The organism is Mesorhizobium sp. CA6, from assembly GCF_020165035.1.
Classification (GTDB): domain Bacteria; phylum Pseudomonadota; class Alphaproteobacteria; order Rhizobiales; family Rhizobiaceae; genus Mesorhizobium.
The window spans coordinates 178,252-198,493 of the sequence record NZ_JAIUHI010000002.1 but is presented as its reverse complement, the minus strand read 5'-3'; the positions used below and the strand labels follow the sequence as shown (position 1 = coordinate 198,493).

The 20,242-nt window shown below is 64.2% G+C and carries 16 protein-coding genes and 1 tRNA gene; 10 read left to right on the top strand and 7 right to left on the bottom strand.

Features of this window, described 5'->3' with window-relative positions; genetic code table 11:
• Nucleotides 1-4 precede the first annotated feature (4 nt).
• The 8 genes from LB526_RS03170 (at nucleotide 5) to LB526_RS03135 (ending at nucleotide 9,011) form a co-directional block, all read left to right on the top strand.
• Nucleotides 5-826 carry a biotin--[acetyl-CoA-carboxylase] ligase gene (locus LB526_RS03170; protein WP_224626057.1) on the top strand — a complete coding sequence of 274 codons (822 nt, stop codon included), beginning with the start codon at nucleotides 5-7 and terminating at the stop codon, nucleotides 824-826.
• Between the two features lie 96 nt (nucleotides 827-922).
• Complete coding sequence (locus LB526_RS03165) at nucleotides 923-2,593, top strand: ribonuclease J (RefSeq protein ID WP_224626056.1); 1,671 nt, start codon at nucleotides 923-925, stop codon at nucleotides 2,591-2,593.
• Between the two features lie 127 nt (nucleotides 2,594-2,720).
• Nucleotides 2,721-3,125: a methylmalonyl-CoA epimerase gene (gene mce, locus LB526_RS03160; protein ID WP_140542006.1), complete on the top strand. Its 405-nt coding sequence runs from the start codon at nucleotides 2,721-2,723 to the stop codon at nucleotides 3,123-3,125.
• The gene (locus LB526_RS03155) at nucleotides 3,122-3,406 is read left to right on the top strand and encodes a DUF1467 family protein (RefSeq protein WP_224626055.1); all 285 of its coding nucleotides are present in this window, start codon (nucleotides 3,122-3,124) and stop codon (nucleotides 3,404-3,406) included. The genes mce and LB526_RS03155 overlap by 4 nt, the downstream gene beginning before the upstream one ends.
• 574 nt (nucleotides 3,407-3,980) lie before the next feature.
• Nucleotides 3,981-5,309: a proline--tRNA ligase gene (proS, locus tag LB526_RS03150; RefSeq protein WP_224626054.1), complete on the top strand. Its 1,329-nt coding sequence runs from the start codon at nucleotides 3,981-3,983 to the stop codon at nucleotides 5,307-5,309.
• On the top strand, nucleotides 5,306-6,592 hold the full coding sequence (locus LB526_RS03145) for a lipoprotein-releasing ABC transporter permease subunit (RefSeq protein WP_224626053.1): 1,287 nt from the start codon (nucleotides 5,306-5,308) through the stop codon (nucleotides 6,590-6,592). Before proS ends, LB526_RS03145 begins: the two co-directional genes overlap by 4 nt.
• The gene (locus LB526_RS03140; RefSeq protein ID WP_224626052.1) at nucleotides 6,589-7,272 is read left to right on the top strand and encodes an ABC transporter ATP-binding protein; all 684 of its coding nucleotides are present in this window, start codon (nucleotides 6,589-6,591) and stop codon (nucleotides 7,270-7,272) included. The genes LB526_RS03145 and LB526_RS03140 overlap by 4 nt, the downstream gene beginning before the upstream one ends.
• A 488-nt stretch (nucleotides 7,273-7,760) precedes the next feature.
• On the top strand, nucleotides 7,761-9,011 hold the full coding sequence (locus tag LB526_RS03135) for a site-2 protease family protein (protein WP_224626051.1): 1,251 nt from the start codon (nucleotides 7,761-7,763) through the stop codon (nucleotides 9,009-9,011).
• A gap of 154 nt (nucleotides 9,012-9,165) precedes the next feature.
• Here LB526_RS03135 and lipB read toward each other — a convergent pair whose 3' ends face one another.
• Nucleotides 9,166-9,909, bottom strand: coding sequence for a lipoyl(octanoyl) transferase LipB (gene lipB, locus LB526_RS03130; RefSeq protein ID WP_224626050.1), 744 nt, complete (start codon nucleotides 9,907-9,909; stop codon nucleotides 9,166-9,168).
• A gap of 239 nt (nucleotides 9,910-10,148) precedes the next feature.
• Here lipB and LB526_RS03125 point away from each other — a divergent pair.
• Nucleotides 10,149-10,233: transfer RNA gene (locus LB526_RS03125), tRNA-Leu, on the top strand.
• 155 nt (nucleotides 10,234-10,388) lie between these two features.
• Here the strand turns inward: LB526_RS03125 and LB526_RS03120 are convergent.
• The 6 genes from LB526_RS03120 to LB526_RS03095 form a co-directional block, all read right to left on the bottom strand.
• Nucleotides 10,389-13,025, bottom strand: coding sequence for a phosphoenolpyruvate carboxylase (locus tag LB526_RS03120; protein WP_224626048.1), 2,637 nt, complete (start codon nucleotides 13,023-13,025; stop codon nucleotides 10,389-10,391).
• A gap of 242 nt (nucleotides 13,026-13,267) precedes the next feature.
• Nucleotides 13,268-14,167 (bottom strand): succinate--CoA ligase subunit alpha, encoded by a 900-nt coding sequence (gene sucD / locus LB526_RS03115; protein WP_095764879.1) that lies wholly within the window; start codon nucleotides 14,165-14,167, stop codon nucleotides 13,268-13,270.
• A 13-nt stretch (nucleotides 14,168-14,180) separates the two neighbouring features.
• Nucleotides 14,181-15,368: a malate--CoA ligase subunit beta gene (locus LB526_RS03110; protein WP_224626405.1), complete on the bottom strand. Its 1,188-nt coding sequence runs from the start codon at nucleotides 15,366-15,368 to the stop codon at nucleotides 14,181-14,183.
• A gap of 20 nt (nucleotides 15,369-15,388) precedes the next feature.
• Nucleotides 15,389-16,351, bottom strand: a complete 963-nt coding sequence (locus LB526_RS03105) for an HpcH/HpaI aldolase/citrate lyase family protein (RefSeq protein ID WP_140839960.1) — start codon at nucleotides 16,349-16,351, stop codon at nucleotides 15,389-15,391.
• An 8-nt stretch (nucleotides 16,352-16,359) separates the two neighbouring features.
• A complete protein-coding gene (locus tag LB526_RS03100; RefSeq protein WP_224600911.1) occupies nucleotides 16,360-17,550 on the bottom strand; it encodes an aminotransferase class V-fold PLP-dependent enzyme in 1,191 nt (396 codons plus the stop codon).
• A gap of 121 nt (nucleotides 17,551-17,671) precedes the next feature.
• Nucleotides 17,672-18,343: a response regulator transcription factor gene (locus tag LB526_RS03095; RefSeq protein WP_224545470.1), complete on the bottom strand. Its 672-nt coding sequence runs from the start codon at nucleotides 18,341-18,343 to the stop codon at nucleotides 17,672-17,674.
• A gap of 360 nt (nucleotides 18,344-18,703) precedes the next feature.
• Here LB526_RS03095 and mgtE point away from each other — a divergent pair, with 360 nt between their 5' ends.
• Nucleotides 18,704-20,122: a magnesium transporter gene (gene mgtE, locus LB526_RS03090; protein WP_224626403.1), complete on the top strand. Its 1,419-nt coding sequence runs from the start codon at nucleotides 18,704-18,706 to the stop codon at nucleotides 20,120-20,122.
• Nucleotides 20,123-20,242: the final 120 nt, after the last annotated feature.

The following is a 20,242-nucleotide window of genomic DNA, read 5'->3' as shown; positions in this document are numbered from 1 at the left end:
CGGGATGGCGTTTCGACTGGCTCCAACCGCGGCGTCGGAGGGGTTCCGGCTCGAGGCGCATGACAGCGTCGGCTCGACCAACGCGCTGGCGCTGGAACACGCGCGCGCCGGCGATCCCGGCAAGCTCTGGGTCGTTTCGAAGAAGCAGGAAAGCGGCCGCGGCCGCCGCGGCCGTGTGTGGGCAACGCCAGAAGGCAATCTCGCGGCGACGCTGCTTCTGGTTCCGGGCGGCGAGCTCCGGCTTGCCGCGACGCTCGGCTTTGTCGCCGGGCTTGCGCTGGCCGACGCGCTCGACGCCGTCGTGCCGAAGGGCCGGATCGCCGTCGCCGTCGACGGCGCGAGCCAGGGCCGCAACCGCTTCGAATTGAAATGGCCGAACGACGTGCTGGCGTCGGGTGCCAAGCTTGCCGGCATCCTGTTGGAATCGGCGATGCTCGATGGCGGCCGCTTTGCCGTCGCTATCGGCATCGGCGTCAATGTCGTGGCTTACCCCGAAGATTTGCCTTATCCGGCGACGTCGCTGCGGGCGCTGGGCGCCACTTGCGATGCCGAAACGCTGTTCCTGGCGCTTTCGGATGCCTGGAGCGAGAATGCCAGGCTGTGGGATGACGGGCGCGGGCTCGATGCCATCAGAAAGCGCTGGCTTGCCCGCGCGGCAGGGCTCGGCGGTGAGGTTGCTGTCAGAATTGACGGCAATGTGGTGCGCGGCGTCTTCGAAACCATTGACGAGGACTGCCGTTTCGTGATCCGCGACGATGAGGGATCGGTTTTGACGATCGCGGCCGGCGACGTGCATTTCGGCGCGGTCGCCTCGGCCCGCGTATAATTTTGTTTTTGTGCAATTCCGTACGGAAAGCCGTGACACGCTTTTCCCGGGTTTGCGCCAACGGCTTGGCCAAAGCGGCCAGGAAGGAAAGAATTGATGGCGAATAAGGAAAACGCGGAGCTCGTCTTCGCGCCGCTGGGCGGCGTCGGCGAGATCGGCATGAACTTCGCCCTTTACGGCTATGGGCCCGCCGATGCGCGCGAATGGATCATCGTCGATGTCGGCGTCACCTTTCCGGACTCGGCACATCCCGGCGTTGATCTCATCCTGCCCGATACGCGCTTCATCGAGGAGAATATCGACGGCCTGCGCGGCATCGTCATCACCCATGCGCATGAGGATCATTACGGGGCGCTGCTCGATATCTGGCCGAAGCTTAAAGTCCCGGTCTGGATGACGCCGTTCACCGCCGGCCTGCTCGAGGCCAAGCGACAGGGCGAGCAGGGCGCGCCGAAGATCCCGGCGTCGATCTACCGGGGCGGTGAGAAATTCACCATCGGACCTTTCGAGATCGAGGCCATTCCCGTGGCGCATTCGATTCCCGAGCCGATGTCGCTGGCGATCACCACGCCCGCCGGGATCGTCATCCACACCGGCGACTGGAAGATAGACCCGGCGCCGACGATCGGCCCGAAGACCGACGAGGCACGCTTCCGCGCCTATGGCGACAAGGGCGTGCTGGCGCTGATCTGCGATTCCACCAACGCGCTGAGGGAAGGGGAGTCGCCGTCGGAAGTCGCTGTCGGCGAAGGCCTCAAGGGTGTCATTGAGAGCGCGAAGGGGCGCGTCGCGGTCACGACCTTCTCCTCCAATGTCGGGCGTATCGTCTCGATCGCCAAGGCGGCGCGCGATGCCGGCCGGCAATGCCTCGTGCTCGGCCGATCGCTGAAGCGCGTTATCGATGTGGCGGGCGAGCTCGGCTACATGGACGGGCTGCCGGAGTTCATCGCCGAGGAGGACTATGGCTATATCCCGCGCGAGAACCTGGTGATCATCTGCACCGGCAGCCAGGGCGAGCCGCTGGCTGCGCTTGCCAAGCTTTCGCGCGACGAGATGAAGTCGGTGGCGCTGACGGCCGGCGACACGGTGGTGTTTTCCTCGCGCACCATTCCCGGCAACGAGAAGGGAATTCTCGAGATCAAGAACCGGCTGATCGATCTCGGCATGAAGATCATCGAGGACGGCGACGCGTTGGTGCATGTCTCCGGCCACCCGCGCCGCAGCGAATTGCGCAAGATGTATGAATGGGTGCGGCCGCAGATCGGCGTTCCCGTGCATGGCGAGGCGGCGCATCTGGTGGCGCAGGGCTCGCTGATGTCGATGTCGGGCATCGGCCAGGTGGCGCAGGTGCGCGACGGCGACATGCTGAGGCTCTGGCCAGGGCCGGCGACGATCATCGACCAGGTGCCGTTCGGGCGGCTCTACAAGGATGGCTCGCTGATCGGCACCGACCAGGCGATGGGCATACGCGACCGCCGCAAGCTTTCATTCGCCGGGCATGTCGCGGTCAATGTCGTGCTCGACGACAAATATGAGCTTGCCGGCGACCCCGACCTGGTGGCGATCGGCGTCGCCGAAGCGGACGCCCGCGGCGAGACGCTGGAGGATCTGATGCTCGATGCGGCAATCGGCGCGGTGGACTCCATTCCGCGTCAGCGCCGAAAAGACCTCGACCTGGTCCAGGAGGCGGTGCGCCGCGCAGTGCGCGGCGCCGCCAACGAAGCTTGGGGCAAGAAGCCGCTGGTGACGGTGTTTGTTACGAGATGAGGGAGTAGGCAGTAGGGACTAGGCAGTAGGCAATAGGAAAGGCGATTGCTTTTTAGCTCGCCAAATTTGCTTCTTCTCTACTGCCTACTGCCTACTGCCTACTGCCTACTGCCTGAGGAAACGGCCGATGCTTGGACGCCTGAACCATGTCGCGCTTGCTGTGCCGGATCTGGCCGCGGCAATGGCAGCCTATCGGGATACGCTGGGCGCGCGGCTGAGCGAGCCGCAGGCGCTGCCGGAGCATGGTGTGAGCGTGGCGTTCGTCGATGTCGGCAACACCAAGATCGAGTTGCTGGAACCGCTGGGCGAGGCATCGCCCATCGCCGCGTTCCTCGAGAAGAACCCTTCGGGCGGCATGCATCACGTCTGCTATGAGGTCGACGATATCCTAGCCGCCCGCGATCATTTGAAGCAAAGCGGCGCGCGTGTGCTTGGCGACGGCAATCCGAAGATCGGCGCGCATGGCAAGCCGGTGCTGTTCCTGCATCCCAAGGATTTCTTCGGCACGCTGGTCGAACTGGAGCAGGCATGAACTGGATCCTGTTCGCCGCGCTGTTCTTCGTCACCTGGTGGCTGGTGCTGTTCGTCGTTCTGCCGTTCAGCCTGCGCACCCAGGACGACGACCAGGATGTCACGCTTGGCACCGTTTCCAGCGCACCGCGCGGCCCGCACATGCTGCGCGCCTTCGCCCGCGCGACGATCGTGACGGTGGTCGTGATGGGCATTCTCTACGGCCTGACGATGGGCCTGGGATTCAGCTTCGACGATGTCATGCGGATCATGCCGGACTTTAGTCCGAATGCCCATCACTGACGCTGAAGATACAGTCTCCGCAAGTATTAGGCAGCATACGCCCGCCAAGGTTGAATTCGGAAGCCGGCTTCCGAATTCAACGGTTAACCATGGCTGACGCTGTTTGGCAGATGATCGCGCTAAGCAGATGATTGCACAAAAAAAATGCAAGGCACAAGGCCTTGCAATTTAAACGCGTCCGATCCGTTTCCGGTGTCCGGCGGCAGCGAGTTACCGCGCCTAGATCGCATCCTCCCAAGACTTTGACCGCGTAGGAGAGCAGATTTTTCTCCACCCTCTCGGTTATCGGCGCACACTAGACCAAGGCAGGTGAAAATGTCACGAAGAATTTTGCCTCGAAACAGGCAATATCGTGCTGCACTGCACAATAGTGCGGCAGGGCTTGCTTGTGAATCGATCAAATAGCCATTTGCGGCACTTTGCAGCCAAAATCGCCTTTTTGGTAAGGTGCAGAAGGCTCGATACTTTGGGGCACTCGGGTTTCCATTCGGCCATGAAATGGCTATGAAGCCCGGGCAAGCAGCCTCGGTTGCGCCGATTCCCCGCGCCGCCATTTTCACTCACGGACCAGTCCATGCGTTTGTCGCGCTATTTCCTGCCCATTCTCAAAGAAAATCCCCGCGAGGCCGAGATCGTCTCGCACCGGCTGATGCTGCGCGCCGGCATGATCCGCCAGCAGGGGCAGGGCAGCTTTTCGTGGCTGCCATTGGGCAAGCGCGTGCTGGACAAGGTCTGCCAGATCATCCGCGAGGAACAGAACCGCGCCGGCGCGCTGGAAATCCTGATGCCGACCATCCAGTCGGCGGATCTTTGGCGCGAAAGCGGCCGTTACAACGATTACGGCAAGGAGATGCTGCGTATCAAGGACCGCCAGGACCGCGACATGCTCTACGGGCCGACCAACGAAGAGATGGTCACCGAGATTTTTCGCGCCTATGTGAAGTCCTACAAGGACCTGCCGCTCAACCTCTACCATATCCAGTGGAAGTTCCGCGACGAGGTGCGTCCGCGCTTCGGCGTCATGCGCAGCAGAGAATTCCTGATGAAGGACGCATATTCCTTCGACCTCGATTTCGAGGGCGCCAAGGCCGCCTACAACCGCATGTTCGTCTCTTACCTCAGGACGTTCACGCGCATGGGCCTGCAGGCCATTCCAATGCGCGCCGACACCGGTCCGATCGGCGGCGACCTCAGCCATGAGTTCATCATCCTGGCCGAGACCGGTGAGAGCCAGGTGTTCTGCGACCGCGCTTATCTGACGCTCGACGTGCCGGGCGCCGGCACCAACTTCTCCAACGACGCCGAGATCGGCGATATCGTGAAGAAGTGGACGACGCCTTATGCCGCCACCGACGAGATGCATGACGAGGCGGCCTGGGCGAACGTTCCGCCAAGCGAGCAGGTCTCGGCGCGCGGCATCGAGGTCGGCCATATCTTCCACTTCGGCGAGAAATACTCCAAGCCGATGAACGCCAAGGTGACCGGCCCCGACGGCAAGGACCATTACGCCTCGGGCGGCTCCTATGGCATCGGTCCGTCGCGCCTGGTCGCGGCGATCATCGAGGCCAGCCATGACGAGAACGGCATCATCTGGCCGGAAGCGGTGGCGCCCTTCGATATCGGCCTGATCAACATGAAGGTCGGCGATGGCGAATGCGACCGCGTCTGCGCCGAGCTCTATGCGGCGCTTAACGCAGCCGGCAAGGACGTGCTTTATGACGACACCGACCAGCGTCCCGGCGGCAAGTTCGCCACCGCCGATCTGATCGGCCTGCCGTGGCAGGTGATCGTCGGCCCGCGCGGCGTGGCCGCCGGCGAGGTCGAGATCAAGAACCGCAGGTCGGGCGAGCGCGAGACGCTGCCGATCGCCGAGGCCAAGAAACGCCTGGGTATCGCCGCATGAACGAGGCGGCGGCAGCGGCCAGGTCAGCGGCGGGCGCTTTCTCCGGCTTCGAGCGCATGGTGGCGTGGCGCTATCTGCGCTCGCGCCGCAAGGAGACGGTGATCTCGGTCATCGCCTCGATCTCCTTTCTCGGCATCATGCTCGGCGTCGCGACGTTGATCGTCGTCATGGCCGTGATGAACGGTTTCCGCGCCGAGTTGCTGACCCGCATCCTCGGCGTCAACGGCCATCTCATCGTGCAGCCGCTCGATTCGCCGCTGGAGGACTACGCCCAGGTGGCGAGCCGCATCAACGGTGTTTCGGGCGTCAAATACGCCATCCCGCTGATCGACGGCCAGGTCCTGGCGCAAGGCAATGTCGGCGGCGGCACTGGCGCCCTGGTGCGCGGCATCCGCGGCGAGGACCTCGGCAAGATTTCGATCGTCGCCAGCAACATCAAGCAGGGCACGCTCGACGGTTTCGACACCGGCGACGGCGTGGCGATCGGCAAGCGCATGGCCGAAAGCCTCGGGCTGATGCTCGGCGACACCATCACGCTGATCTCGCCGGACGGCGACGTGACGCCGCTCGGCACCACGCCGCGCATGAAGGGCTACAAGGTGGCGGCGATCTTCGAGGTCGGCATGTCGGAATATGACAGCTCGATCGTCTACATGCCGTTCTCGGAAGCGCAGCTCTATTTCAACATGGACGGGCGAGCCCAGACCATCGAGATCTATGTCGACAATCCCGACAATGTCGACGCGCTGAAGCCGCTGGTCGAGCAGGCGGCGCAGCGGCCAGTCGACCTCGTCGACTGGCGCCAGCGCAACGAGACCTTCTTCTCGGCGCTGCAGGTCGAGCGCAACGTCATGTTCATGATTCTCACGCTGATCGTGCTGGTGGCGGCGCTCAACATCATTTCCGGCCTCATCATGCTGGTGAAGGACAAGGTCCACGACATCGCCATCCTGCGCACGATGGGCGCCTCGCGCGGCGCGATCCTGCGCATCTTCCTGATGACGGGCGCGGCGATCGGCGTCACCGGCACGATCGCCGGCGTGCTGCTCGGCGTCGTCATCTGCCTCAACATCGAATCGATCCGCCAGTTCTTCTCCTGGATGACCGGCAGGATCCTGTTCAATCCCGAGCTCTATTTCCTCAGCCAGCTGCCGGCGAAGATGGATCCGCGCGAGACGACCTATGTCGTCATCATGGCGCTTGGCCTGTCGTTCCTCGCGACGGTGTTCCCGGCCTGGCGGGCCGCCCGCCTCGATCCCGTCGAAGCCTTGAGGTACGAATGATGGCCGAGGCCATTATCGAGTTGAAGGGCGTCGAGCGGCACTACGTCCAAGGGCCGCGCAAGCTCACCATTTTGAACGGCGCCGACTTTTCGCTCAGGCGCGGCGAGATGGTGGCGCTGGTGGCGCCGTCGGGCACCGGCAAGTCCACCCTTTTGCACACGGCGGGGCTATTGGAGCGGCCCGATGCGGGCGATGTGATCCTCGCCAGCCGTGCGTGCGGACGGCTGTCGGACGAGGAGCGCACCGCGATCCGCCGCAACGACGTCGGCTTCGTCTATCAATTCCATCATTTGCTGCCGGAGTTCTCCGCGCTCGAGAACATCATGATGCCGCAGCTGATCAAGGGGCTCGGCCGCAAGGAAGCATCCGAGCGGGCGGCGCAGCTCCTCGACTATATGCAGATCGGCAAGCGCGCGCAGCACCGGCCGGCCGAGCTTTCCGGCGGCGAGCAGCAGCGCGTCGCCATTGCCCGCGCCGTTGCCAACGCGCCGCTGGTGCTCCTGGCCGACGAGCCGACCGGCAATCTCGATCCGGTCACCGCCTCCTATGTGTTCGATGCGCTGGAGGCGCTGGTCAGGCAGTCGGGCCTCGCGGCGCTGATCGCCACCCACAACCATGAGCTCGCCGGACGCATGGACCGGCGCGTGACGTTGGCTGAAGGCAAGGTCGTGCCGCTATAGGATGTGTTGAGATTCAGGTGAGGCCGGCCTGCGAAGGGCGGCCTCCTGCGCTTCCGGTGCTCACGTACCCAAAAGTACGCTCCGCTTCGGTTCTCGGATGCCACCATTCTCGGCTCGGCCTGACCTGAATCTCAACACATCCCGGCGCCCTCTCACCAACGTTGGTGCCGTCAACCTTTCCTTAACCCTGCCCAAACGGACCGCGCGGTTTCGCTCCAGCGCGCCCGAGACGATCATTGACATTCGAACAAAATTAGAACAAATTACGAACATTCCAACAACGGAGAGAGTTATGTCTGATCTGGTTCAGGATGTTGTCTCGCTGGTTTGCATGAGCACCTTTCTCGTTTCCATGGCGATCTGGATCGGCGCCATGTGATCAGGCGGTTTCGCCGCCTGTACGGGACGGGCAGATGCCCGCCCGTTGTTAAGTCTTTCTTGGCCGCGCTGCCGCTAGGCTGTTCCTTCAAGACGGGGAGCCAAGGCAAGTGTCGGTCATCGTCACGGTCACGCTCGTGGCCGGCAATCTCGGACTGATCTTTCTTTTGATGACCGTGCCGCTCGGACTGCGCACGGTGACGGTCAGCCGCGTGATCAAGGCCGACCGCAATTGCCTTTGGCAGGCGCTGTGGCCGTTCGGCGGCGACGCCGGCTGGTCGGGCGAAATCCTTGCCGCCGAACCCCTGGATAGCGAAGGGACGGCGCTGATCCGGCTCTCCTGGGAAGGACGGGACGGCCGGCCGATCGACCGCAAGGCGCGGCTCGAGGATGTGAGGGAGGGAAGCTACTTCTCGATGACCGTCATCGAGGACACGGCGCTCGATCCCTCGTTCTGGGCGAACTATCGCGAGACCGCCGAGCTTGTGCCGGAAGGCGAGGCCGTGCGAGTGACGCTCACCCAGACCGACCGCTATCGCGGTGTCGCGTTCCTGATCTTCCGCTTCTTCGCCATGCGTCGCGAATTGCGCAAGCTCGACGTCTGGGCGGCGACGGGCACTTATCGCAGGGGCGGCTGGTTCGAGCATCCGCTGAGCCAGGTCGGCTTCGCCGTGCTTTCGGCTCTGATCCTGTGGCCGTTCTTCGGGCTCAATCTTGGCGGCCTGGCGCTGGCGGCGATCCTCACCTCGGTGGTCGCCCTGCACGAGCTTGGCCATATGGCCGCCTTCCGCCTGACGGGGCATCGCCGCGCGCGGATGATCTTCATTCCGCTGCTGGGCGGCATCGCCATCGGCGGCAGGCCCTATGACAGCCGCTTCGAGGTCGCCTTCGTGGCGCTTATGGGCGCCGGCTTCTCCGCCTTCCTGGTGCCGGTGCTGATCGCCGCCAGCGGCTTCGCCAATGGCGAAGGACATCGGCTGGCCGCCATGCTTTTGGCCACGCTTGCCGGCTGCGCGTCGCTGTTCAACATCGCCAACCTCGTGCCGGTGTGGAAATTCGACGGCGGCCAAGTGCTGCGCCAGATCTGCCCGGGGCCGGCCGCACTTGCGCTGGCGTCCTTCCTGCTGCTCTTGGCGCTTCTGTCGCTCGGCTGGCGGGCTGGTTTCTCGCCGAGCTTCCTGCTGATCGCCGGCGCGGTATTCGCGATGCTGAGCCTGATCACCGTGGGCAGCGGCGTGAAACCGCGCCACGAGTTGAGGCCGATCCGGCCCTTCGATCGGCTTGCCATGGCCGGCGCGCTGCTCGCCGTTTTTGCCATCCATGGCTACGGTATGCTGTGGGCCTCGGCGCAGCTCATGTAGGGTGTATCGATATTCAGGTGAGGCCGGTCTGCAAATGGCGGCTTCCTGCGCTTCCGGTCTCACGTACGAAAAGTACGCTCCGCTCCGGTTCTCGGAACCTTGCCATTTTCGACTCGGCCTGACCTGAATCTCAACACACCCTAGGCGGAGCGGCTTAGCCCGCCTTGCGCGCCGGTTCGGCAGTCGGGACCGATGCCGGTCCGAACACATCCTCGAACGCAGCTTTCAGCGCGAGGTCGAGGTCGGCCATGGTGACTGGCAGCCCGAGATCGACAAGGCTGGTCACGCCATGGTCCGAGACGCCGCAGGGCACGATGCCGCTGAAATGGCCGAGATCCGGCTCGACATTGATGGCGATGCCGTGAAAGCTCACCCAGCGCCGCAGCCGGATGCCGATGGCCGCGATCTTGTCTTCGGCGGGCGTGCCGTCCGGCAGGGCGGGCCGGTCCGGCCGCACCACCCAGACGCCGACGCGGTCCTCGCGCCGCTCGCCGCGCACGTTGAAGGCGGCGAGCGTGGCGATGATCCATTGCTCGAGCGCCGCGACGAAGGCGCGCACATCCTCGCGCCGGCGCTTCAGGTCGAGCATCACATAGGCCACGCGCTGGCCAGGACCGTGATAGGTATATTCGCCGCCGCGCCCGGCGGCAAAGACCGGAAAGCGGTCGGAATCGATCAGGTCTTCAATTCGCGCGCTGGTGCCGGCGGTGTAGAGCGGCGGATGCTCGACCAGCCAGACCATCTCGCCGGCAGCACCGCTGCGGATCGCCTCGGCGCGCGCCTCCATGAAAGCCAGCGCGTCCGGATAAGAGGTGAGGCCAGGTTCGATCACCCATTCCACAGGCGCCGAACCAGGCAGGGGAAGGAACGACGTGGCGATCTGGCTACGTTCTGTCATGGAACTTTCTCGATGCTCCTCTCATATGGCGGCAATCGGCCAAAACGTCCAGTTCTGCCAGTGTGAAGCCGAGCCGCGGAGGCTTGTGCCAGCCGCTTTGCCTGATGCACGTCGTCCTCCCAAAATCTCTGCGCACCTGTGGGCGATACGCATTCGCGAATATTCCGCTCGGCGCACTTGTTTCGCCGGAAACGATTTGCTACAGGCCCCGGGCCGGACGGTTCCGGCTCCTACCACGTGCGGTCGTGGCGGAATTGGTAGACGCGCAGCGTTGAGGTCGCTGTGGGGCAACCCGTGGAAGTTCGAGTCTTCTCGACCGCACCATTCTCCCCAAAAGCCTGTCGAATTTGGCATCGGCGAGCGATCGTTCTCGTCGCTGCCGGCTGTTTCCTGAACCAAAGTGAAGCGGCGGCGGGCAATGAGACCACACCGCCGCTGATGCTTGACGCGAGGCAATTCCGGCAACGGGCAAACCGAGCCTATCCCGTCCACCCCAGACCGGCCGAGATGCAGTTGATCGAGACGAGCAGGGCGTCGGTCGCCCGCCTTTGATCTGCGCCTGTGCCTGCCCGAACTTCGCGCAGCAGATTGACCTGCAGCCGGTGGATATCGTCCATCTGCCGGCGCAGATTGTCGAAACGCCTTTTGAACATCGGGAAGCGCGCGGAAAGGTCGCCTCCCGTAAGGTCGCCGATCAGGCGCCGAGTCAGCTCGTATTCGGCGGCGATGCGGGCGTGGATTCTTACCGCCGCATCGCTGTCGGACACCAGGTCGGCATAGAGCCGTGCGATCTCCATGTCGGACTGGTAGAGCGTCTTTTCGGCCTCGTCGACGATCAGGCGGAAAAAGCGCGAGTGCTCGAACATGCGGGTCAGAAGCTCGCGCCCGGCTTCGCCGCGTACTGTGACGAACGCGCTCAGCGCGCTGCCGATGCCGTACCAGCCGGTCAAGAGATGTCGGTTCTGGCTCCACGCGAACACCCACGGAATGGCGCGCAGATCGGCAATGCCGCTGGCGCCGAAACGACGATCCGGCCGTGAGCCCATTTTCAAGAGCGCCAGTTCGGCGACCGGGCTCGCCTGGTTGAAATAATCGAGGAAGCCCGGCTCGGCCATCAACCTGGCATAAGACGCCTGCGACATGCCGGCCAGCGCTTCCAGCGCTTCGTCGAACTCCGGCGATTCCTTCGGCCCGGCATCGCCGGGCGATCGGATCCCGTGCGCCAGCACGGCGGCGGCGAGAACCTCAAGCTGGTTGAGGCCGGTGCCGCGATTGGCGAATTTCGACGACACGACCTCGCCCTGCTCGGTCACCCGCATGGATCCGGCGACGGTGCCCTGCGGCTGCGCCGCGATGGCCCGGCCGGTCGGCGCGCCGCCCCGGCTGACGGAGCCGCCGCGGCCGTGAAAGAAACCGATCCTGACCTTGTGCTTGCGGCCGATGGCGGCGAGGCGCTTCTGCGCCTTTGCCAGTTCCCAATTGGAAGCGAGGAATCCGCCATCCTTGTTGGAGTCCGAATAGCCAAGCATGATTTCCTGGCGCGCGCCGAAATCGCGCACCGTCCGCCGCACCAGCGAGACGCCGAGCAGTTCGTTCAGGATGGCAGGGGCTGCCTGCAGGTCGGCGATGGTCTCGAACAACGGCACGATCCGCAGCCTGATCGTGCCGTCGCCGCCGGGCGCGGTGGAGAGCCTGCAATATTGCGCCAGCAGGTAGACCGCGAGCAGATCGTCGGCCGAGCGGGTCATGCTGAGCACGAAAGAGCCGACCGCATCGGCATCGGAGCCCGAGATCTGCTTGGCGATAACCGAGAATGTCGAAAGCAGCTCGGCGGCTTCCGGCGAGAGCCGTCCTTCGTCGATCTCCAGCCGCTCGCCCTGGCTGAGGGCCGCGCGAATGCGCGCCGACCATTGCGGCGTGCCGGCGGCGATCGGATCGGCGGCGTCTATCAGCGCAAACAGCTCGGCCAGCACCCGATTGACGACTGTGGAGTTCTGCCGGATGTCGAGCGAGACCGTGCGGAAGCCAAAGCTTCCGAACTGCCAAACGAGCGGCTGGATGAAACGCCTGGCGACCGCGCGGCCGCCGATCGCTTCGAGGACTGATGAGAGAGCGTTGAGATCGGCGCGAAACGCCTCCGCCGAGGGGTAGGCCGCCTTGCCGCCGTCACGCGTGGCGACCAGCCGGGCCAGCAGGGCCGAAGCGAACTGGCGCAGCGGTTCGTCAGGGTTGCGGGCGGCTATCTCTTGCGCCTCTCCACTCTTATCCAGCGCTGTTTGCAGCACCGGCCTGAAGCCGGCCGGCAGGTCGATGACGTTCGAACTGGCGCTGAGCACCGTCACCAGCCGCTGCACCTGCGCCAGATACCAGCCTATGGCGGTGTTGCGGTATTCGGCCATGGCATGGGCCGTGACCGCAGCCGTCACGTTCGGATTACCGTCGCGGTCGCCACCGATCCAGGAGGCATAGCGCATGAAGGAAGGAATTCGGATCGGCTCGCCCGGATAGTGGCGCTCGCAGGCGCTCTGAAGCTTGCCATAGAGCTGCGGCGTTGCCTCGAAGATGACTTCGCGGAAGAAATGCAGTCCCCAGGCGATCTCGCGCTCGACCGTCGGCCGCTCCAGCCGCAACTCGCCGGTCATCCACAAAAGCTCGATCTCGCTTTCCAAGTCGGCGACCAGGAGATCGCGTTCGCGCGGCGCCCAGCGCGGCTGATCGAGCTCGGTCAGCTTGCGATAGATGCGGCGGTGGATCTCCAGCACGGTGACGCGTTTGGCCTCCGTCGGATGCGCGGTCATGGTCGGGCCGACGCAAAGTTCGTCGAGCATCGCCTGGACATCGTCCGCCGAGTGGCCGCTGGCCGCCATCTCGGCAATCACGCTGGCGAAGGAGCCAGGCACTTCGTCGGCGCCTGCGCCTTGCTCGAGCTCGCGCCGGGCCCGCATGGCAAGCAACTCGTCGACAATGGTCAGCAACTGGAACCACACGCCGCTCGCCTGGAGCGCCGGGATGCGCTGCTCGGGAGCCAGCGAGACGAGTGACCTGCGTCCGTTCAGGACTGCGGCGATCTCGGGCTCGCGCGCGCTTGCGACCTGAAGCAGCAGGCGTAACAGCAAGCTGCGCTCGTCCTCACGAAACTTGATGGGTTTGCTCTGTTCCAAAGCCGCTTTCCCGATCGTCAGCCGATTTGCCGCTGCGCTGCTAAGCAGTTGTTTTCAGGCAATCCCGGACGGCCGCAGCGCACGTTTCCTGGGATTGCCCTTCATAGGGCAGCGCCGAGCGCACGGGCCGACGACCATCGAGGAGGCCGGCCCGAAACAGGCTTCACATCCTGTCGCGATTCTCGCCTGGTCTGCCGTCAAGCAGCCTTCTTCGTCCGCGCCAGTGTATCGGCCACCACCTCGCCGAAGGAGGCGGGGGTCGGCACGATGACGACGCCGGCTTCCTTCAGGATCTCGACCTTTTCCTGCGCCGATTCGCCGAAGGCGGAGATGATCGCGCCGGCATGGCCCATGCGGCGGCCCTTCGGGGCGGAGAGGCCGGCGATATAGGCGATCAGCGGCTTCCTCATGTTATCGCGCGCCCAGATCGCGGCTTCGGCTTCCTGCGGGCCGCCGATCTCGCCGATCATCACCACGGCGTCGGTGTCGTCGTCGCGCTCGAAGAGCTGCAGGATGTCCTTGAAGGACGAGCCGTTGATCGGATCGCCGCCGATGCCGACGCTGGTCGACACGCCGATGCCCAGCGCCTTCATCTGCGAGGCCGCCTCGTAGCCCAGCGTGCCGGAACGGCCGACGATGCCAACGCGTCCCGGCAGATAGATGCTGCCCGGCATGATGCCCATCAGCGCCTGTCCGGGCGTGATGACGCCGGCGCAGTTCGGTCCGACGAGGCGCATGCGGTCCTCGAAGCGGTAGCGGCGCATGTAGCGCTTGACCTGCATCATGTCCTGCGAGGGGATGCCGTCGGTGATGCAGACGCAAAGCTTGATGCCGGCATCGGCGGCTTCCATGATCGAATCGGCGGCGAAGGGAGGCGGCACGAAGACGATGCTCGCCTCGGCGCGGGTCTCGCGCACGGCGCCCTTGACAGTGTTGAAGACGGGCAGGCCGAGATGCGTCTGGCCTCCCTTGCCGGGGGTGACGCCGCCGACCAGCTTGGTGCCGTAGCGCTTCATGTCGTCGGCATGGAAGCTGCCGATCTTGCCGGTGAAACCTTGCACGATGACGCGCGTGCTGCGGTTGAGCAGGATTGCCATTTCTCGACCTCCCTCAGGCTGCTTTTTTGTTCTTGGCGGCTTCGCGCCAGGCGGCGACGGCCTTTTCGGCGGCTTCGGCCAGCGTGTCGGCGACGATCACCGCCTCACCGGAATCGGCCAGGATCTTGCGGCCTTCCTCGACCTTGGTGCCGGAAAGGCGCACCACCAGAGGGACGTCGACGCCGACCTCGCGGATCGCCTTGATGACGCCTTCCGCCACCCAGTCGCAGCGGTTGATGCCGGCGAAGATGTTGACCAGGATGGTCTCGACATTCTTGTCGCCGAGCACCGCGCGGAAGGACTTTGCTACCCGCTCCGGTGAGGCGCCGCCGCCGATGTCGAGGAAGTTGGCCGGCTCGCCGCCAGCGATCTTGATCATGTCCATCGTCGCCATGGCCAGGCCGGCGCCGTTAATGATGCAGCCGATATTGCCTTCGAGCCCGACATAGGAGAGGCCGCGGTCGCTGGCGAAAGTCTCGCGCGGATCTTCCTGGCTCTTGTCGCGCAGCTCGGAAATTTCCGGGCGGCGAAACAGCGCGTTTTCGTCGAACGACATCTTGGCGTCGAGCGCGACCAGGCTGCCGTCGCGCGTCACCACCAGCGGGTTGATCTCCAGCATCGAGGCGTCGTAGTCGCGGAACACCTGGTAGCAGCCGAGGATGGTTTCGGTCGCCTTGCCGATCAGGTTGCTTTCGAGGCCTAGTCCGAAGGCGATCTCGCGCGCCTGGAAGCCTTGCATGCCGACGCCCGGATCGACGGTAGCGCGGATGATGGAGTCCGGCTTCTTTTCGGAGATGTCCTCGATCTCCATGCCGCCGGCGGCCGACGCCACGATCATGACGCGCTCTTCCTTGCGGTCGAGCACGAAGCCGAGATAGAGTTCCTGCGCGATGTCGACCGCTTCCTCGAGATAAAGGCGCGAAATCAGCTTGCCGCGCGGGCCGGTCTGCTGGGTCACCAGCTTGCGCCCGAGCATGGCTTCTGCCGCGTTGGAGATCTCCTCGTCGTTCGAACAGAGTTTTATCCCGCCGGCCTTGCCGCGCGCGCCGGAGTGAACCTGCGCCTTCAGCACCCATTTGGCGCCGCCGATCTCCCGGGCACGGTAGGTCGCCTGTTCGGGGCTGTAGGCGAGGCCGCCGCGCGGCACATGCACGCCGTGGCGGGCAAGCAGTTCCTTGGCCTGGTATTCGTGGATGTCCATCATGTCCTCCCGGTAATTTTTTAGCGCGCCGCGCTATGCGCCTGGCCGGCGCGCTCGATCGCCTCGCTCACCACCAGCACGTTGCGCGCCATGCGCTCCGACGCCGCGTCGATCATCTTGCCGTCGAGCGCCGCCGCGCCCTTGCCGAGCGCCTCGGCCTCCTTCAGCACCTCGAGGATACGCCTGGCCCGCGTGACTTCTTTCTCCGGCGGCGAGAACACATCGTTGGCCAAGGCGATCTGCGAAGGGTGGATCGCCCATTTGCCTTCGATGCCGAGCGCCGCGGCGCGCCTGGCGGCCGCGTTGTAGCCCTCCGGATCGGAGAAATCGCCGAATGGACCGTCGATGGCGCGCAGGCCGTAGGCGCGGCAGGCGACCGTCATGCGCGACAAAGCGAAATGCCATTGGTCGCCAGGATAATCGGGGTTGAGCCCGCCGATGTTGACCGTGCGCGCCTTGTTGGACGCGGCATAGTCGGCGACGCCGAAATGCATGGCTTCCAGCCGGCCCGGCGTGGCGGCGATCGCCTCGACATTGGCCATGCCCAGCGCCGTCTCGATCAATGCCTCGAGGCCGACGCGGGTCTTGAAACCTTTGGCCATCTCGATCTGGTTGACCATGGCCTCGACCATATAGAGGTCGGCCGGCACGCCGACCTTCGGCACCAGGATCGTGTCCAGCCGGTCGCCGGCCTGCTCCATGACGTCGACGACGTCGCGGTACATGTAATGCGTGTCGAGCCCATTGATGCGCACCGAGACGGTCTTGCCCTTGGCGCGCCAGTCGATGTCGTTCAGCGCCTGGATGATGTTCTTGCGGGCGCGTTCCTTGTCGGGCGGCGCCACCGCATCCTCGATGTCGAGGAAGACGAAGTCGGCGGCGCTGTTGGCCGCCTTGTCGATCATCTCCGGGCTGGAGCCCGGCACCGCGAGCTCGCTGCGCTGCAGCCTCAGCTTCTTCAGATGGTTGATGGTGTGGCTCATGGTACCCCTCACGCCGCTCTGGCGACCGGCACGTCGGCCGTGCGGCGGAAATGCTCGATCGCCGCCGCCACGCCCGAGCCGGGCGCCAGGCGCACGCCGCAATCGAGCAGCGCCATTTCGGCGGCCGACAGCGAGGCGCAGACCATAACCTCGTTCAGCCAGCCAAGATGGCCGATGCGGAAGACTTTTCCGAACACCTTGTTCAAGCCGCCGCCGAGGGAGGTGTTGTATTGCTGGTAGGCGCGCTTGACGACATTGGCGCTGTCGATGCCTTCCGGCACCAGGATGGCGCTGACCGTGTCGGAGTGCCATTGCGGTGTCTTGGCGCAGAGCTTCAGGCCCCAGGCGTCGACGGCCTTGCGCACGCCCTCGGCCAGGCGATGGTGGCGGGCGAAGATGTTTTCCAACCCTTCCTCGGCAATCAGATCGAGCGAAGCGCGCAGGCCGCGCAGCAACTGGGTGGCCGGCGTATAGGGGAAATAGCCCGCGTCATTGGCGCGGATCATGTCCTCGAAGGAAAAGTAGCAGTGCCGGTGTGTCGCCACCCGCGAAGCGGCAAGCGCCTTCTTGCTGACCGACAGGAAGCCGAGGCCGGCCGGCAGCATGAAGCCTTTCTGCGAACCGCTGACGGCGCAGTCGACGCCCCATTCCTCCTGGCGGAAGTCGATCGAGCCGATCGAGGAAACGCCGTCGACGAAGAGAAGGGCAGGATGGTTCGCCGCGTCGAGCGCGGCGCGGCAGCCGGCGACGTCGCTGGTGACGCCGGTCGCGGTCTCGTTCTGGGTGCAGAAGACAGCCTTGATGCGGTGCGCCTTGTCGGCCCGAAGCTTCTCGACATAGAGCTCGAGCGGGACGCCAGTGCCCCATTCGCAATCGATGACATCGACATCGAAGCCGAGCCGCTCGGCCATGTCGACCCACAGATGGGAGAATTGGCCGAAGCGCGACATCAGCACCTTGTCGCCGGGGCTGAGCACATTGGTCATCGCCGCTTCCCAGGCGCCGGTGCCTGAGGAGGGGTAGATGAAGACGCGGCCGGTCTCGTTCTTGAAGACCTTTTTGATGTCCTCGAACAGCGGTAGCGTCAGGTTGGGGAAGGAGGAGGCGCGCATATCCTCCATCGGCAGGTTCATGGCTTGCCGGACCTGTTCCGGAATGTTGGTGGGTCCTGGGATAAAGAGATGGGTAAACCCAGCCATGCGCGAAACTCCTCCGATCGTTGGGATATTGGAGGCAGTTTCGTTTCGATGAGGCCTTGCAACAACACCTTGCCGGGTAAGTTGTTTGCCCTTGAGGGTGGGATGATCCTACCCGGTTGGCCTACCCGATAGGCGATTTGGAAGTGCGGCGTTTTTCGCTCGAATAGAGCGCGACGGCCATGGCGCGGTTGCGGACGTCCAGCTTGTCGTAGAGATTCTTCAAGTGATACTTCACCGTGTTCTCGGAAATCCCGGTCCGCGTTGCGATCTGCAAATTGGTCCAGCCGTCGGAAAGCACCGCCAGCAACTCGCGCTCGCGCACGGTGAGCCTGGACAACGGTGTGTCGTTGACCTTGTTGATGTCGATATACGGAATGCAGATGCGCCCGTGGGCGACCGCCAGGATCGTCTCGAAGATGACCGGCGGATCGTCGAACTGGAAGCAGTAGCCTTGAGCGCCCAGGCGTACGCATTGCTTCAGGATGCCGATGTCGTGGTCGTTGGAGAAGATCGCGATGCGCACGCCAAGCTCGCGGCTCTGGACTTCCGTAAGCACATCGGCGCCGTCCATGTCGGCCAGCTTCCAGCCGACGACGGCGACATCGAATTGCGTGGCGGCGGCCAGTTCCAGGAATTGCGCGCCGCTGTGCACGACACCGAGCAAATCGAAGCGGCCGTCGCATTCCAGCATCTCGCGCAGCGCCGAAACGACGAAAGGATTGCGCTCGGCGACGACCACGCGAACGCGCCGCTCGGCATTGCCCTCGTTCGTCTTTGCGGACTTGATGTTCAAGGCCAGCGTTGTCCCCGGACCGATTGGCGATGCGCTGATCCTGCTGGATCATGCATCATGACAATTCTGCCTCAATAGGGAAGGGGTGCTCTTTCCCCAGCGACATGCGCTGTCGCGCCGGCTGAAGCGATTGTCGCACCCGCCACCCGGGCGCTCCACGCTACTTCCGGGAGGTTGCGAGGCGAAGGCGACCGTCACATTTCTTCGGCTATTCCACGCGCTAGAGCGACATCTTTCCAAGACGAATCCTGTTGCCGCGCTATCTGCCGAACAGGGTTTGGATTTTCCGAAAAGCGGTTTCCCCTTTTCGGGATCATGCACTAGACCTCGTTTGGGGATTCCTCGTTGCGGGAGACGCTGGTGGAAGGCCAGGACAGACAGACGACCGGCGCCGCGCCCGCCGAGGAGCGCCACGCCGACATCTATGGCGAGGACGGCGCTGTTCGCGCCTCCTTCCTTGCCCAGATCGGCGCGGCGATCGCCGACCGCGACACGATCACCCTCAAGCGCGAAGTCGACGACCTGCACCAGTCGGAACTCGGCGACGTGCTGGAAGCTCTTCATCCCGAACAGCGCCGGGCTTTGGTCGAACTGCTCGGCTCCGATTTCGACTTCTCCGCGCTGACCGAAGTCGATGAAGCGATCCGCCTCGACATCGTCGACAATCTGCCCAACGCGCAGATCGCGCAGGCGGTGCAGGAGCTCGATTCCGACGACGCCGTCTACATCCTCGAGGACCTTGAGAAGGAAGACCAGGACGAGATCCTGTCGCAACTGCCTTTCACCGAGCGCATCAGGCTCAGGCGCGCGCTTGACTATCCGGAAGAGACCGCCGGCCGGCGCATGCAGACCGAGTTCGTCGCCGTGCCTCCGTTCTGGACGATCGGCCAGACCATCGACTACATGCGCGAGGACAAGAACCTGCCCGAGCGCTTCAGCCAGATCTTCGTCATCGACCCGAGCTTCAAGCTGCTCGGCGCCATCGATCTCGACCAGATCCTGCGCAACAAGCGCGCGGTCAAGGTCGAGGACGTCATGCATGAGACCCTGCATGCGATCTCGGCCACCATGGACCAGGAAGAGGCGGCACGCGAGTTCGAGCAGTACAATTTGCTCTCCGCCGCCGTGGTCGACGAGAACGGGCGGCTGGTCGGTGTGCTGACCATCGACGACGTGGTCGACGTCATCCAGGAAGAGGCGGAAGAAGACCTTTTGCGCATGGGCGGCGTCGGCGATGAAGAACTGTCCGACACCGTGCTCGCCACCTCGCGCTCGCGCGTGCCCTGGCTGCTGGTCAACCTTGTGACCGCCTTCCTTGCCGCCTCGGTCATCGGCCTGTTCGACCGCACGATCGAGCATATCGTGGCGCTTGCCGTGCTGATGCCGATCGTCGCCGGCATGGGCGGCAATGCCGGCTCGCAGACCATGACCGTCACCGTGCGCGCGCTGGCGACCAGGGACCTCGATATCTATAACGCCGCCCGCATCATCCGCCGCGAGGTCGGTGTCGGTTTCATCAACGGTGTGGTGTTTGCCGTGCTTATCGGCATGGTCGCCGGTTTCTGGTTCCGCGATCCCAATCTGGGCGGCATCATCGCGGCGGCGATGATCATCAACATGTTCGCGGCCGCCTTGGCAGGGATTCTCATCCCCCTGCTGCTTGACCGTTTCAAGATCGACCCGGCTGTGGCCTCCGCCGTCTTCGTCACCACCGTCACCGACGTCGTCGGCTTCTTTGCTTTCCTTGGCTTGGCTACCTGGTGGTTCAGCATTCGCTAAAGCAATGAAGCGTCGTTAATTGACTTTTACGTAAGTGCCGTGCGAGGGTTGCCGCGGGGTCACGTGCCGATTCCGGCGCCGGATGGGTTTCATCGGAGGGAAGGGCGACGCTTCAAGCGC